The organism is Deltaproteobacteria bacterium (assembly GCA_016213065.1).
Classification (GTDB): Bacteria; UBA10199; UBA10199; order SPLOWO2-01-44-7; family SPLOWO2-01-44-7; genus JACRBV01.
Genome location: JACRBV010000068.1, coordinates 1 through 14,994, shown reverse-complemented (window position 1 = coordinate 14,994; position 14,994 = coordinate 1). Strand labels below are relative to the sequence as shown.

Genomic DNA, 14,994 nt, shown 5'->3' with positions numbered 1-14,994 from the left:
GATATCTGTCCTGTGGGCGCTTTAACCTCCACTGATTTTCGTTTCAAAAAGAGAGTTTGGTTTTTGAAGACAGCCAAATCTGTCTGCACCCATTGTGCCACTGGTTGTAACATCAAGCTCGATTGGGACGATGCGTCTGTTTACCGTTATCGCCCGCGTGAAAATGAAGCGGTCAACCAATGTTGGATGTGTGATGAAGGGCGCCTCTCCTATAAATTTATTAACGATGCAACGCGCGTGTTGGATCCTCTGATGAAAAAAGAGGGGAAATTGCAAAAGGTAGAATGGAGCGAAGCCCTGCAAAAAGTTTTGAATGTTTGCGGCGGAAGTCTGGGAGATGTAAAAGTGGTGGGTGTTTTGTCGGCCCAGTCGACCTGCGAGGAAAATTTTGCACTGTATCACTTCATAAAAAATGGTTTTAAAAACTCAAAATTTTTGGCGACGAAAAAAGAGGTGGAAAATCCTTCGCACGACAATTTTTTGATCGACGCCGATAAAAATCCGAACACCAATTTCCTTTCCCTCTTAGGTGTCGGACCCCTAGTGGGGGGACCTGTAGGGATTTCGACACATAGTGATGAATTTCCGACCGGCGGTATCTATTTTGTGTTGGATTATTTAACAGAGGTGCAGAAAGAAAAAATTATCGCCGCCAATCCGCGATTGGTGGTGTGGATGACATCCAATTTGTCGGAATCCGGTACTTGGGCCGATGTTATTTTGCCCAAACCCACGTTTGCAGAACAGAATGGAACATTTATCAATCGACAAAAAAGAATTCAGAAAGCAGACAAAGCTTTCGAACCAAAAGGTCACGCGAAACCTGTTTGGGAGACACTGGCAGAATTAGCCCAGCGCCTAGACAAACCCGTTTCATGGAATTCAGCCGAAACAGTTTTTGCAAAATTGGCGCAGGAGTTGAAAGAATTGAATGGAGTCAATTATAAACAAATAGGAGACCAAGGACTTATGACTAAATGACGGGGCCTGTCATTTGACTCCGCAAAGTCTACGACTTTGCTACGCGGGTTGGCAAAGCCAACCCTTGTTACGGGTTACACGCCCTCCCAAAAGATCGGGCTGACAACCCCAGCAAGGCCCAGCTTTGCTGGGCCGCGCAGCGAATCCAAAGGATTTGCGGAGTCAAATACCCCACCCGTCATTTAATCATAAGTCACTGATCTATATAGTTTCTGATCTTGCAATTTATGGACTACGCAATAGCGGCACTTAAAACTGTTTTAATCTTTTTCGTGGTGATCAACCTTGTTCCGGTTTTGATTTGGCTCGAGCGAAAAGGGGCGGCTTATATTCAGGATCGCCGCGGACCCAACCGCGCCGCCATTTTAGGAGTGCGTCTTGGCGGTCTTATCAATGCTTTGAACGACGTTGTCAAATTGCTCTTCAAAGAAGACATCATTCCGGCCAACGTCAACAAACCTCTTTTTATTTTGGCGCCGATGATTACCATGTTTGTTGCGACCATTACACTCGCGGTGGTTCCATTCGCGGCGCCCATCCACTATGGCGATAAAATATTTTTGTTGCAGGTAGCCGATTTGAATGCGGGACTTATTTATGTTTTTGCCATGTCGAGTCTTGGTGTTTATGGCGTTATGCTGGCCGGTTGGGCGGGAAACAATAAATATTCTTTGTTGGGAGGTCTTCGCTCTTCGGCGCAGATGATCAGTTATGAAGTTGCCATGGGTTTGGCCGTAGTCGGCATTTTTCTGCTCTCGGGGTCTCTACGGTTGAGCGACATTGTTATGCAACAGGGTGCCAGTTTGTGGCATTGGAATATTATTCGTCAGCCTTTGGCTTTTTTTATTTTTCTTGCCGCCGTTTTCGCGGAGACAAACCGCCTGCCTTTCGATTTGCCCGAAGGGGAATCGGAGCTCGTGGCCGGTTTTCACGTCGAATATTCGAGCATGAAGTTCGCCCTCTTTTTTATGGGTGAATATGCCCACATTATTATCGGCTCCTGCATCATCACAACTCTTTTCTTCGGCGGTTGGAATCTTCCTTTTATTTCTTCTGATTGGATTAGCGCGCATGTCGATTCCGTGCTTCGTTTTGTCTGGCTTTCGTTGGTGGCAGTTTCCGTTTTGGGTGGAATTTTTATCGCGCGACGTTTCAAAAAACAGGGTTACGGTGATTTGAGAGACTATGAACCTCTTGTGGTCGGCGTGCCCGGTATTTTGATGGGCGTCGCACTGCTGGCGCTCTATATTGTGTTGAAAGTGATGGGAATAGAAATTCACCTGAATCCGTTGGGACAGAATATTTTTATCGCGGCGCTTCAGGTGGGAGTCTTTCTCGCGAAAGTTTTATTTTTCTGTTTCTTTTTTATTTGGGTTCGCTGGACCCTGCCCCGTCTTCGCTACGATCAACTGATGCGCTTGGGTTGGAAAACAATGTTGCCCTTAGCATTGGCGAATCTGCTCGTGACGGGACTGGTGGTGTTGTGGATTTAAAAATATGGAACGGATTCTTTTTTATATAATTGGCGGGTTGATGGTGTTCACTTCGCTCCTGATGGTGACGCGTCGTAATCCGATCACGTCGGCCATCTGGCTCATTGCCTCTTTTTTTGGTTTTGCCGCCATGTATGTGGTGTTGCAGGCGCATTTCATCGCCGTGATTCAGGTTTTACTTTACGCCGGCGCCATCATGGTTCTTTTTATTTTTACGATCATGCTCCTCAATATTGGTGCCGAGGAACTTAAAGCCCGCACGCTTCAATTCACCGGTGTCATCGGCGGCGCGGTTACCATTTATCTGATTATGTTGCTGGTGCTTGGAATTCTAAAAGAACACGTCGGCACTTTGCCTGCCATTGCCCAAGACTTTGGTTTCGCGAATCCGGTAGGAGAACTTTTGTTCACGCGGTATCTGGTTCCATTTGAATTAACCTCCGTTCTGATTTTAGCGACAATCGTAGGATCGGTGGTGATGGGGAAAAGGAGACTGTGAAGAAACCAAAGATTAAAAATAAAAAGTTTTTTGTTTTTGATATGTGTTTTTGATTTTTTATTTTTGGTTTTTAATATTGAATGAAATGATCACACTAAACCATTATTTAATTCTTGCCGCCCTTCTTTTCTGCATCGGTGTTTTTGGTGTGTTGGTTCGCAGAAATCTTCTGATTATTTTTATGTCGATTGAACTGATGCTCTCTTCCGTAAATCTGGTTTTTATTTCTTTTGCCCGTTATTTGAATTCGATGGATGGACATGTCTGGGTTTTTATGGTGTTGACGGTTGCGGCGGCAGAGGCCGCGGTAGGGCTCGGCATTCTGGTGGCCTTGTTTAGAAATAAACCGACATTGTATGTGGATGAAGTGAAGAATTTAAGAGGATGAAGAAACCAAAGATTAAAAATAAAAAATCAAAAACACAAATAAAAAATCAAAAATTTTTAATTTTTGATATGTGTTTTTGATTTTTTATTTTTGGTTTTTAATTTTTAATCATGTTAAACCAAATTTATAAACTTATTTCCCCGCAAACACTTTCGTGGCTTGTGATTGCTTTCCCTTTGGCCGGTGCTGCGATCAATGGTTTGCATTCTCTTGTCGCCGCCCGTTTCAAAAAACATACCTCTCATTTTTTAACATCATTGGTTGGATGCCTTTTTCCAATTCTTTCTTTTGTAATTGTCTGTACTCTTTTCATCACGTTGATAGGTTTCCCTACACCTACAATGAACACTCCGCCGCTTTTTACTTGGATTTTTTCGAACCATTTGACGATCGATTTCGGTCTGAAGTTTGACCAACTCTCGCTTGTGATGGGTATGGTTGTCACGGGCGTGGGTTCTCTCATCCATATTTATTCGATGGGTTACATGGGACATGATGAAGGATACACCCGCTATTTTTGCTACCTGAATCTCTTCCTGACTTTCATGTTGATTCTTGTGCTGGCTGATTCACTTCTTCTTTTGTTTGTCGGTTGGGAAGGCGTGGGGCTTTGCTCCTATCTTTTGATTGGTTTCTGGTTCGAAGACGAAGAAAAAGCGAAGGCGGGAAAGAAAGCTTTTGTCGTCAACCGAATCGGCGATGCGGGTTTTCTGTTGGGAATGTTTTTGATTTACACCACGCTGGTTTCGGCACAGCTTCCCGCCGGTGAAACCGAATTTCGTTTTTTCAATATCGATGTCATCAAAAATTATTCCGCATTTTTAATGCCCTTTGCCACACCCATCTGCCTGCTTCTTTTTCTGGGAGCTTGCGGAAAATCGGCCCAGATTCCTTTATATGTCTGGTTGCCGGATGCCATGGCCGGCCCCACGCCGGTTTCTGCCCTGATTCACGCGGCCACGATGGTGACGGCCGGTGTTTATATGGTGGCTCGTCTCAACTTCTTGTATGTTTTATCGCCCGTGGCTCTTTCTACTGTAGCTTGGGTTGGGGCCGCAACGGCGCTGTTTGCCGCGACGATTGGTTTGGTGCAGAACGACATCAAAAAAGTTTTGGCTTATTCAACCATTTCGCAATTGGGTTACATGTTTTTGGCGTTGGGAGTTGGAGCTTTCAGTGCCGCGATTTTTCATTTGATGACCCACGCTTTCTTCAAAGCCCTTTTATTCTTGGGCTCCGGTTCGGTGATTCACGCCATGGGCGGCGAACAAGACATTCGCAATTACGGTGGTCTAAAAGATAAACTGCCGATCACCGCGTGGACTTTTGTGGTGGGAGCCTTGGCCATCGCCGGTATTTTCCCTTTCGCCGGTTTCTTCAGTAAAGATGCGATTTTGTGGCACGCGTTTCACAACGGGCACACGGCCCTTTGGTTGATGGGATTTATTGGTGCCGGACTCACCGCATTTTATATGTTCCGACTCGTTGGGATGACTTTCTTTGGACAACCGCAAATGGGAGTTTCGAAATGGAACAAAGTACATGAATCTCCTCCGTCGATGGCTTTGGTTCTCATTTTTCTCGGAGTTTTATCGCTGGTGGGAGGATGGATTGGTATTCCGGAAGCGTTTGGAGGGGCGGACCGCTTTCATTATTGGCTTGCCCCAGTCTTTGGAAAATCGGTAGTGCACGAAACGATTGAAGGAAGTCATGCCAGCGAAATTATTTTGACCGTGGTTTCTTTCCTGTGGGTTCTCCATTTTGCAATTTTAGCGTGGGTGATGTACGCACAGCGTCGCGAAGGACCGGTCAAATTGGCGGAACGCCTGCGACTTGTCTATAAAACGTTGCTCAATAAATATTGGGTCGATGAAATATATAATTTTCTTTTCATCCGCCCGATCCGGTTCGTGTCGGAGAAATTTTTGTGGAATGTGGTTGATGCCAAGGTGATTGATGGTTGCGGGGTGCATGGAACCGGTCACATGGTTCTCCTCTGGAACCGCCTCATCACCATGGCGCAAACCGGTGTGGTACAACAATATCTCTTTTTCTTTGTCGTCGGAGCCGTGTTGTTGATTTGGAAATTTGTGTTTTAATTTATGCTCATTCATTGGATCCAATTGCATGTATTAACTTTGCTGACATTCCTGCCGGCGGCGGGGGCGTTTTTCATTTTGCTTTTGCCCAAGAAGGAATTTAATTCCATTCGGGCAACGGCTCTTGGCACAACCCTTGTTGTTTTAGCTCTCAACCTTTGGGCTTATTTTCATTTTCAGGGAATTCCGGATTTTGAATTTCAGGAAACGGTTTCATGGATTCCGGTGTTCCATATTTATTATCGCCTCGGCGTGGATGGAGTCAGTTTCCTTCTGATTTTGCTCACAAGTTTTTTAATGCCGATTGTCGTGCTTTCTTCGTGGCGCGATATTGAACATCGGGTCAAAGAATTTTTCTTTCTCATGCTTATTTTGCAAACCGGCATGGTCGGCACTTTTGCGGCACTCGACTTCTTCCTCTTTTATGTCTTCTGGGAAATTATGTTGATCCCGATGTATTTCCTGATTGGTGTTTGGGGATCGGGCAAACGGATCATGGCCGCTTTCAAGTTCGTTCTCTATACAATGGTGGGAAGCGTTCTGATGCTGATTGCCATTTTGTATGGTTATTTCAAAACAGGGCAGAGTTTTTATTTGCTGGATTGGGTACAAGCCTCTTTCACACATCAGGAACAACTCTGGATGTTTTTGGCTTTTGCGTTTGCCTTCGCCATCAAGGTGCCAATTTTTCCGCTACACACATGGTTGCCGGATGCGCATACGGAAGCCCCCACAGCGGGTAGCGTTATCCTCGCCGGTGTTTTGCTGAAAATGGGAACCTACGGCTTTTATCGTTTCGCCATGCCTCTTTTCCCGGAAGCCGTGGTGAAATTTGGTCCGTTTATTTTGACGCTGGCGGTAATCGGTGTGGTGTATGGTTCTCTGGTGGCGATGGTTCAAAAAGATTTAAAGAGATTGGTCGCCTATTCTTCGGTTGCTCACTTGGGTTTTGTGATTTTGGGACTTTTTGCTCTGAATCAAATTGGTGTTCAGGGCGCTGTGTTGCAAATGCTTAACCACGGACTTTCCACGGGCGCGCTCTTTCTTCTCGTCGGAATGGTTTATGAACGCCGTCACACGCGCTTGATTGCCGATTACGGCGGGATTGCAAAAGTGGTTCCCATGTATGCCTTCTTCTTTGTGTTTGTAACTTTGTCGTCGATCGGTTTGCCCGGACTCAATAATTTTGTTGGAGAATTTATGGTATTGCTCGGAATTTTTCAGGCGAAGAAAATTTTTGCCATCGTTGCCGTAACGGGCGTGATTTTAAGTGCGGTCTATATGCTTTGGGCGGTGGAAAGAGTTTTCTATGGAAAAATCAATCACGACGCGAATCGCTCACTCAAAGATTTGAAGTGGAGAGAAGTTTGTGTTTTGGTGCCGCTTTGTGTCGCGATGATCTGGATTGGCATTTATCCCCAACCCCTGTTGAAAAAAATCAGCGCCTCAACAGAGAATTTTTTGAAATTAACAACGCGTGTTGAAATGGTGGTTAAGAAATGATCACATTTAATCTTAACTGGTATTCCATGTTGCAACAGATTGCCCCTTGGGGAGTGCCTTTGTGCGCCGCTCTTTTGATTTTGTTTGTGGGTCCCTTTTTGAAAAAATCGCATCTCTTTAGTTTTGGTGTGGCTTTTGTCACGGCTCTTGTTTCCATTTTTCTGGCATGGCGGGGATGGATTGAAGCAACGGGAGACGCCATCGGTTTTTTACTTTTTGATAAATTTACCTATCTTTTTATTCTCTTCTTTTTGCTCGCACTGGTTTTTGTTCTTCTGCTTTCTCATTCCTATCTAAAGTCTTTTGGTATTGCGCGCCCCGAATATTATGCATTGCTTTTGTTTATGGTTTTCGGAATGGGGTGCATGGTGTCGGGTTCCAATCTCATGGTGATTTTTCTGGGACTGGAAATTATGTCGGTTTCTGTTTATGTCCTCTGCGGTTTCCAGCGCACCAATGTTCTTTGTGTCGAAGCATCGCTAAAATATTTTCTCGTGGGTGCTTTTGCCAGCGCCTTTTTGCTTTTGGGAATTGCCTTTATTTATGGTGCCACCAACACCACCGACATTATCGCCCTTCATCAAAGTGGTGCGATGACTTTCTCCGGTGACACCAAAATCTATGCGCTTCTGGGTTTAAGTCTCATGGTGGCGGGTTTGGCTTTCAAAATCGCCATCGTTCCCTTTCACTTTTGGGCGCCCGATGTTTACGAAGGCGCTCCTGTTGTGGTGACCACCTTTATGGCCACCGCCGTCAAAGCGGCCGGTTTTGCGGCGTTGCTCAGAATTATCTGGGCGCTTTTTCAATGGGACCCCGTTCTTTTCACGAAAGTGGTGTGGATCGGCTCTGCGCTGACAATGACTGTTGGTAACGTGGCGGCTCTTCTCCAGAGAAATTTGAAAAGAATGCTCGCCTATTCTTCCGTCGCCCACGCCGGTTATGCTTTGATTCCCTTGGTTGCTTTTCCGCAACAGAGCAGTGCTGTTGTGGCGAGTATTGGTTTTTATCTTCTGACTTATATTTTGATGACGGTAGGAGCTTTCGCAGTTCTCATCGCACTAATACCGAGTGAGCAAAGCGAACGTGAGGGGGAGGCTCCGCCGGCTTTGCCGGTGGAGGGGGCTTTGCCTGCCCCTATAAAAGAACATTGTGACATGCAATATCTCAGAGGGATGGGCGTGAAAAAACCTTTCCTCGGATTTGTGATGACCGTTTTTCTGCTCTCGCTTGCGGGCATTCCTCCCACCATGGGATTCTTCGGAAAATATTACATGTTTCTTCAGGCGGTGCAGGCGGGTTCCATTTGGCTTGTCGTGATCGGTCTTCTTAATAGTGTCATTTCGGTTTATTACTATTTGGGCCCCGTCGTGGTGATGTATTTTGGCGGCAAAGAAGAAACCAGAACTCAGGAAGATACGTCGACATGGCTTACTTCCCCCGCGGCAGTCACTGCGGTTATTTGGATTTGTTTTTTAAGTGTCAGTCTCTTGGGACTTTTCCCCTCGAATTTACTGGAACTCATTCAGTCTTCAACTGTCGCTTGGTTGTCGTAACGTCAAGCGTTACTTTCAAACAAGGAACATCCTCCTATTTTTGCGATCCAAACAAAATGTTTATCCAGACTAAAAACACTGGCGGATGCGCTTTGGGCAAGAACTGCGATATAGCAATCGGTAAGATTGATCGTTTTGCCGGTTTGTCTCAACTTTAAAGACATCTCACCGGCTTTCAGCCAATGCGTATCATTGCCTTGAATCCAGAAAAGGGGCTTAAAATATTCTTTGAGTTTCTGGACTTCTTTTTCACTTCTGGATCCTTGGATGAGTTCTGCTTGAACGACAGCCGTCATGGCAATTTGGGCACTATCCAATAGTGAGTCCACTTTCTGTTCGAGTTCGGAATCTCTCCTGAGAAAATAGTCAATCCAAACGGAGGTGTCGATCAGGACGAAATTATCTTTGGGCATGACGGATCTCGTCGGCCTCCAGATCAAATTTGAGTTTTGCTTTAAGATTTTTTATTTTTGCGATCTGGTGACGTCTTAGATAATCCTGAACGGCGGTCATAACTGCTTTTGCCTTCGTCTTGGCCCGGCTCACCTGTTGGAGGGTTTGAAGTACTTTGCTGTCCAAGGTAACTGTTGTGCGCATTGTGCGAAAATTATGTGCATTTTTTGTGAAATGTCAAGCGCTGGTGCATAATTTGAGGCAGGAAAAAGATGTCCATGACGTTTCCATCCGATCTGCCGGACAATGGCTCTCGGAGTTTGAGCATGAGAAGGTGTCGGACACCTGTGTAACTCTCTGAAATTCCTTACTGTTTTTTCACACAACTTTTTCCACAAATTGCCGATAAGTTGGCGATGAGTGAAATTGGAACATTAATTACAACCGGACAGTTTGAAACTTTGCCCGCGCTTGAATTGGCGATTACCCAAGAGGCATGGGGTGCCGAAACCGGCGAAGCACTTGTGGAGCTAGGTACGCTCATGGTTTCCGCGCATGCCGATGGTGCGGCCGTTGATACTTTTTTTGCGCAGATTCAAGCCTATCAAGAAAGCCGTCAAAATCCACAAGCTCAAAGACAACTGCTCGCAGAACTGGCCCGCGGTATTTCAAGATATTACGCGCAAATCCGGCCCCATCTTGCACTGAGGCAATTGGGTGTTCGCCGTTTTAGTGATCCAAAAAAAATCGGAGAATTTTTTTTGCCGCATTCAGCGCGTGTTGATACAAACGGTGCTCGCATTACAGACGGAGCGGTATTCATGATGGGGGCTGGAGCTCCCGCTCGTTCCACACCTCCTCCCCCAAGACGCGTTCGCCCTGAAGAATTAAAACGACAGATAGCTGAAGCGAGAGCGCTTTACGCCACTTTTGAAAATCTCATTTCAGAAATCCCTTCGGGAGAATCTCTTGGTATTGCGCGCCAACTCGTTGCAACCTTGGAATCACAATTAAGAAGAGAAAGTTTAAAAAGTGAGCAAAGCGAACGTGAGGGGGAGGCTCCGCCGGCTTTGCCGGTGGAGGGGGCTTTGCCTGCCCTTATAATAGTTCAAGCCGTTCAAGAAACATATCTGCAACTTCTGTCGTTAAAACTGGACGCAGTTTTTAAAGCGACGGTGGATCCCAAATGGGTTGAATCCTTTGCTCGGGAAATAGAACCCAAAGTCGCTGATCTACTCCACGACCCTCACAGAGGAAGCATTCCCGAAGAGGTTTTGCGGAGTTTGGTGCAGACTTATATTCGCTACTGGTTTGGTCATTTTCAGGGAGTGACTCCGCTTGCTTTGACTTTTTTGAGAGAAGTGGTTTACGCCGCGGCCCACCGTGTTTGGAAAGAAAGCGCCTCCCGTTTGAGTTTACCTTCGGAAGCGGAGGGAATTTTCTATCGTGAGGCAACAGAGCTTGTTTATGGTCTTGTCACTTGGGAATCACATCGTGTTGCTCCGTTGGCTTCTGTTTCAACGGGCGCTGGAGCCGGTTATCTTTCTTACGCGGATCTGGTGCAAAAGATGGGAGAATATCACGCCATTTTGGAAATGCTTTATGGAAATCTGGTGGGTGAAGGAAAAATTCAGGCGGCTAATGGGATGATGGAATTGGTTTATAAATATGTTCGTCTTTTATCCCAACGCGTGGGCTCCAAACTCAACGAAACTTATTTAAAGGAACACGGTCTTGAAGCCGATCTGGTGCGTTTGCTTTTGGTAAGAGCTGAAAATCGTGACGCTTACACCGAAGAAGCTTTGAAAGCGCTCCGATCTTTTTTTGCAATCGTTACCGGAAGAGAATCTCCTTCCTTAAGTGAATTAAAAGATTTGCCGACTCTGAATCCCTCAGCCCGATCTTCCGTTGTTGCTCAAAAAGTTTCTTACGCTCCTTTTGAAAAAGGATGGACGCTTGCCGATCTGATCGATCATCTACCTTTCCGTTTGGGAGAAGCTCAAACCCGTGCAGATTTTGAGTCGCGTGTGGGTCTTACCTACAGTACCGTTCGCCAGTGGGGAAAACGCAAGGAGTTGGGAATTGCCGAGACACCTCTGGATCAAGACGTTGCCATCGAACCGGAAGAACATAAAAAAATGTGGGCGGTTTATCTGGAGCTTGACAGAATGTGTCAGCGTTACGGCATGAGCCTTGATTTTTTGGATTACCTTGCGTCAATTTTTCCGACGGTCAGTGAAATGAGAGAGTCGGCGCAAAAAATAGCTGACGGCCAAAATGAAATCGTTGTGCGCGCACCAAATATCGTTAAAGGAATCGGTTTTCAGTTTCTTAATTATGGTAACTTTGCGGCGGCGTTAAGACGCTCTGGTTTTCGCGGGTTGCTTGGGGAAGAAGTGGAACGTCCGCGGTGGGTGACACTGGCGAGAATAGCTGAATATATTTCAAACAAAGCCGGTGGCGATGAAACGCATCAGAAAGAAATTTACAATTTCTTGGTCATGCTTCGTCTCATTGATGTGATGCCGATGGCCACCGATATTCGAGATGTTTCGGGCACCGTGCTTTCACACAGAGATCCCTCAATCGTTTCCCGTTATCGGTTGAGAATTTATCCTGAAGATCCTGCGTTTCAATATTCGTCCGGCGAGCAGAATGGGTCAGAACTTGTGTCTGCAAGACGTTGGCCCGTTTCTGATGTGCGATCCGGAAAGTTTGATACCAAACTAGAAATTCTGGAAGCGAGAGCAGAGACAATTGAGCAATTTTTGGGATTAAATTATCCGTTGGTAACAGCGAGTGGCGAGGCAACCACCGTTTCTGCACTCAGGGAAAAACTTCAGGGCATTCGAAAACAGCATGCACTTTATCGCGGCGATCTTAATGACTTGTCCTATGATTCTCCTTTGCGTGATGAGAAGGCGAAAAATTATCTTGCCGATTTGAGAAAATTTTATCGCGGCATTGATCGTCTTTTCCATGAATGGCATCTGCTTGTCCACGCGCGCGGCTTGAAGCAGGCCGGCTCTCTCACCATTCCCTATGTGATTGCTCCCAGTGTGCGGGGAGTGACTAAGTCAGCTCAAATGGAGAATGGATTTGTGGCGGTGGTGGTAGATGACCTTCGTGGTTTGCACAACCAACAGACCCTTTTTCATCTGCGCATTGTGATTGCCAAGCTAAGACAAGAAGGAGTGCTGACTGAAAAAGATTTAAAAGACGCGCAAAGAATTGTCACGGAAGTTTCTCCCTATTTCGCTGAATCGCCAGCCGATTTGATGCAGGCAGTGCAGGACAATCTCAAACTGACAGAAATCCTCGCGACCCAACAACTTCCCGTCATAGAGGCGGAGCTAGTTCAACTTCTTGCCGTCAAAACGTTGCCCATTGGGAATGGGAGAGAGCCTTATTATCTCTATGTTCCTTTGTGGGAAAACGACCTCCGACATTTCTACAACGAGACGGAGAGAAAAACATTTGCGGAAAGAGATATCGAAATTGCCGAAGATTATTTTCTGGCGATCCGGCATCCGCATTATATCCATAATGGCAAAAGGCTCGGAGAATTAGTCCGGAAAGTTTATTCAGAAGAGGCGGAGGCCGAAAAGGCACTGGACCGCCTTGAAAGTTTTTTCACGCTGATCGGTGTCAGGACAAATGCTGTTGCTCCGAACGGAACTGCTACGGGCGATATCAAAATTGGAGAGCTCTCCGAACTTGCGTTGAGAAATTACATTGATGCTTTCCCATCGGCGCGTGGATTGAACGTGCCGGTTCCTGTTGTGGAAGCAGTTTTGCAGGAAGTGGTTGATCGCCTCTTGGTACAGCATCCCGAAGCGAGGGGACACAGAACTGTTTTAACGAGAAATTTAAGAAGGGCCGTTGCGGAATACAATCAGGCTGGCGATCGGATAAGTTTTTCAAAACTCGAAGAGACTCATGCACCTTTGCCGCTGGAAGGCATGTTGGCAGAACGGCTTCAGCCTTATGCTCTCGATGCAATGCTTCGACGCGCCTATTTTAATCTTCTGCCTCAACTGCGCCATGGAACAAAACCCACAATCCAGACGTCGTCCCGCCTAAAATCTTTTGTAGACTATCAATGGGAAACAATGGAGCGCTTCAAAAATATGGTGGGAGATGCCACCATCGGTGTTGGAAATTATGTTGAAAGAAAATATGGACAACACGCAAACCTCATCGACAGAGTCGCTCTTGCAAGGCTGGTCCTCTTTTATTTGAATAATCGGATTTTGGGATTTCTTCCCGTGGCGTTGGACGAAGCAATTATAGATGAAGTGAGTCGCCACTTTGCCCCTCTTCAAGAGGTGAGGGAACTCGCGATCCGGTCGTACCGGATTTTATTAAACAATTATCTCCGTGAGTTGGTGCAAAATCTCAAAGAGGGAGACGAATTGATTTTGTTGTCGCTGGATGCGATTGCAAAAACATCAAAGGCCGCCACGAAGGATGCCTTCCTCGCAGAAGTGGCGAAGGATCTTCAGATGACTCCGGAGTTAGTTGCCGAGGGGACAAAAGATTACGAGGCGATAGCTCCACTGCTTGGGCAAAAAGTGGCGAGGCGTTTCATGCCCGAGGCCGTGGATGCGGCATACGCACTTGTTCAAGACCGTCTGAAAAAAGAAAAAGCGGATAAAAAAAAGAAGACCGAAAAAGAAGTTCGTGAATTGGAACAACGTTGGGAGAAAAGCCGTGCGGAGATAGAGGCGGTCCTTGTTCTTCCCGTTCCGGTTGTTCCCGCTTTCACTCCGGTTGATGTGACCGAGTGGAGAGGATCGCAGACAAGACGAGACGATTACAATCGTGTTCTGAAAAAGAGAAAAACGGATTTCGACGCAATTGCCCATGCATTGGATACAGAGGGAAGAAGACTGGATGGAGCAAAAGGCGCCCACACGGCTTTAAAACGAGGCACCGATAAACTGATTCCGCTCTTTCTGTCCTTAGACCGTACTACAAATGCCGAAGCGGTGACAAAAACCACTGATGAAATGGGACAAAAACTGGAACAGAGAACAGCAGAGGTAGTAGCCGCAAGGGCTAGTCTTGCCGCGCGCCGAGAAAGAGTGTTGGCGGATTTGGGCGCCATGCATGAGAGTTTTAAGGCGGATGCTCAGGCACAGCCATTGCTGGCCACTGCATCAAGAATGGTGGATGCTTTAAGCCGGCAAAAAATATTGCAAAAAAAAATTGATGATCGTGATGAGGTATTGGTAAAAGAATACGAGGAAATCATAATTTTAGCAGAAGCACGCTCATCCACTTTCGAAAATATTTTGGAAATGGGCACCCGTCGAAGAGTTTTTTTGAAAACACATGATGAAGAAAAGGCGAGGGAAGATACAGAGACAGAGAGTTTGAACAGAGAAAATGAAAGATTTCCAGATGTAGATGCAACACTGAAAACATTGCGTGAACTTGCCGGAAGAAGCGTTGTACATCGTGAAGCATTGTCTTCCTCGGTGAAAAACCTTGAAGAGGCGAGTCAAGCTGTGTCAGAGGGAAGAGATGTAAAACTGCAACGCAGGGCCGCTTTACAACTTTCCATCAACAATTTGCGGGAACGGTTTGAAACATGGGTGAGCCGCGTTACTCCAAGACCTTTTCGCGCAATTCCTTTCATGCCCGAAATTCCTTCCGCTCCCTATTTGATAAAAAATGGAACAAGACAGATTTTTGGAATTCATGTTTCCGACTCCGCAGAGTTAAAAGGAAGGCTTCATTCTGCGCGACATGGAATTGAAGCATGGATTGACTCAAATCTGACAAAACGATTTTTTATTTTTACGGCACATGGCACTTTTCTTATCGAAGATATGTATAGTGAAGAGGTGATTCGTTGGATTCGTTCAAACGAGAGAAAAACCTTAAAAGTCAGAGATATTTTAGGAGAGGAGATTGTTTTAACTGCCGATGATGTTGTGTTGTTACAAAATAATCCAGCACAATTTGCCGCATGGGAAGCGGCGAAAAAAGAAAATCCCCCGCAGAATATCTATGTCCGTTTTCTTGAAAATTTCCGATTGCTAACAAAAGAAGGCTCCGATGATATTTATGTTTTCGT

9 protein-coding genes and 1 pseudogene are annotated in these 14,994 nt (G+C 46.0%); 8 read left to right on the top strand and 2 right to left on the bottom strand.

Features of this window, described 5'->3' with window-relative positions:
* The 7 genes from HY877_04080 to HY877_04050 form a co-directional block, all read left to right on the top strand.
* Positions 1 to 981 (top strand): molybdopterin-dependent oxidoreductase (locus HY877_04080; protein MBI5299455.1); only part of this gene is annotated, 981 nt, incomplete at its 5' end.
* 227 nt (positions 982 to 1,208) lie between these two features.
* The gene (locus tag HY877_04075) at positions 1,209 to 2,474 is read left to right on the top strand and encodes an NADH-quinone oxidoreductase subunit H (protein MBI5299454.1); all 1,266 of its coding nucleotides are present in this window, start codon (positions 1,209 to 1,211) and stop codon (positions 2,472 to 2,474) included.
* Positions 2,475 to 2,478: 4 nt separating this feature from the next.
* The gene (locus HY877_04070; GenBank protein MBI5299453.1) at positions 2,479 to 2,973 is read left to right on the top strand and encodes an NADH-quinone oxidoreductase subunit J; all 495 of its coding nucleotides are present in this window, start codon (positions 2,479 to 2,481) and stop codon (positions 2,971 to 2,973) included.
* Between the two features lie 88 nt (positions 2,974 to 3,061).
* A complete protein-coding gene (nuoK, locus tag HY877_04065) occupies positions 3,062 to 3,361 on the top strand; it encodes an NADH-quinone oxidoreductase subunit NuoK (protein ID MBI5299452.1) in 300 nt (99 codons plus the stop codon).
* Positions 3,362 to 3,471: 110 nt separating this feature from the next.
* Entirely contained in the window at positions 3,472 to 5,460 is a 1,989-nt protein-coding gene (gene nuoL, locus HY877_04060) for an NADH-quinone oxidoreductase subunit L (GenBank protein MBI5299451.1), read from the top strand.
* 3 nt (positions 5,461 to 5,463) lie between these two features.
* Positions 5,464 to 6,963 carry an NADH-quinone oxidoreductase subunit M gene (locus tag HY877_04055; GenBank protein MBI5299450.1) on the top strand — a complete coding sequence of 500 codons (1,500 nt, stop codon included), beginning with the start codon at positions 5,464 to 5,466 and terminating at the stop codon, positions 6,961 to 6,963.
* Positions 6,960 to 8,516: an NADH-quinone oxidoreductase subunit N gene (locus HY877_04050; GenBank protein ID MBI5299449.1), complete on the top strand. Its 1,557-nt coding sequence runs from the start codon at positions 6,960 to 6,962 to the stop codon at positions 8,514 to 8,516. The genes HY877_04055 and HY877_04050 overlap by 4 nt, the downstream gene beginning before the upstream one ends.
* A 2-nt stretch (positions 8,517 to 8,518) precedes the next feature.
* Here HY877_04050 and HY877_04045 read toward each other — a convergent pair whose 3' ends face one another.
* Both HY877_04045 and HY877_04040 read right to left on the bottom strand, forming a co-directional pair.
* A complete protein-coding gene (locus tag HY877_04045; GenBank protein ID MBI5299448.1) occupies positions 8,519 to 8,929 on the bottom strand; it encodes a PIN domain-containing protein in 411 nt (136 codons plus the stop codon).
* A pseudogene (locus tag HY877_04040) lies at positions 8,916 to 9,113 on the bottom strand (type II toxin-antitoxin system VapB family antitoxin). The gene HY877_04045 and the pseudogene HY877_04040 overlap by 14 nt, the downstream one beginning before the upstream one ends.
* 212 nt (positions 9,114 to 9,325) lie before the next feature.
* Between HY877_04040 and HY877_04035 the strand changes: the two are divergent.
* A partial coding sequence (locus HY877_04035) for a hypothetical protein (protein MBI5299447.1) occupies positions 9,326 to 14,994 on the top strand: 5,669 nt, incomplete at its 3' end.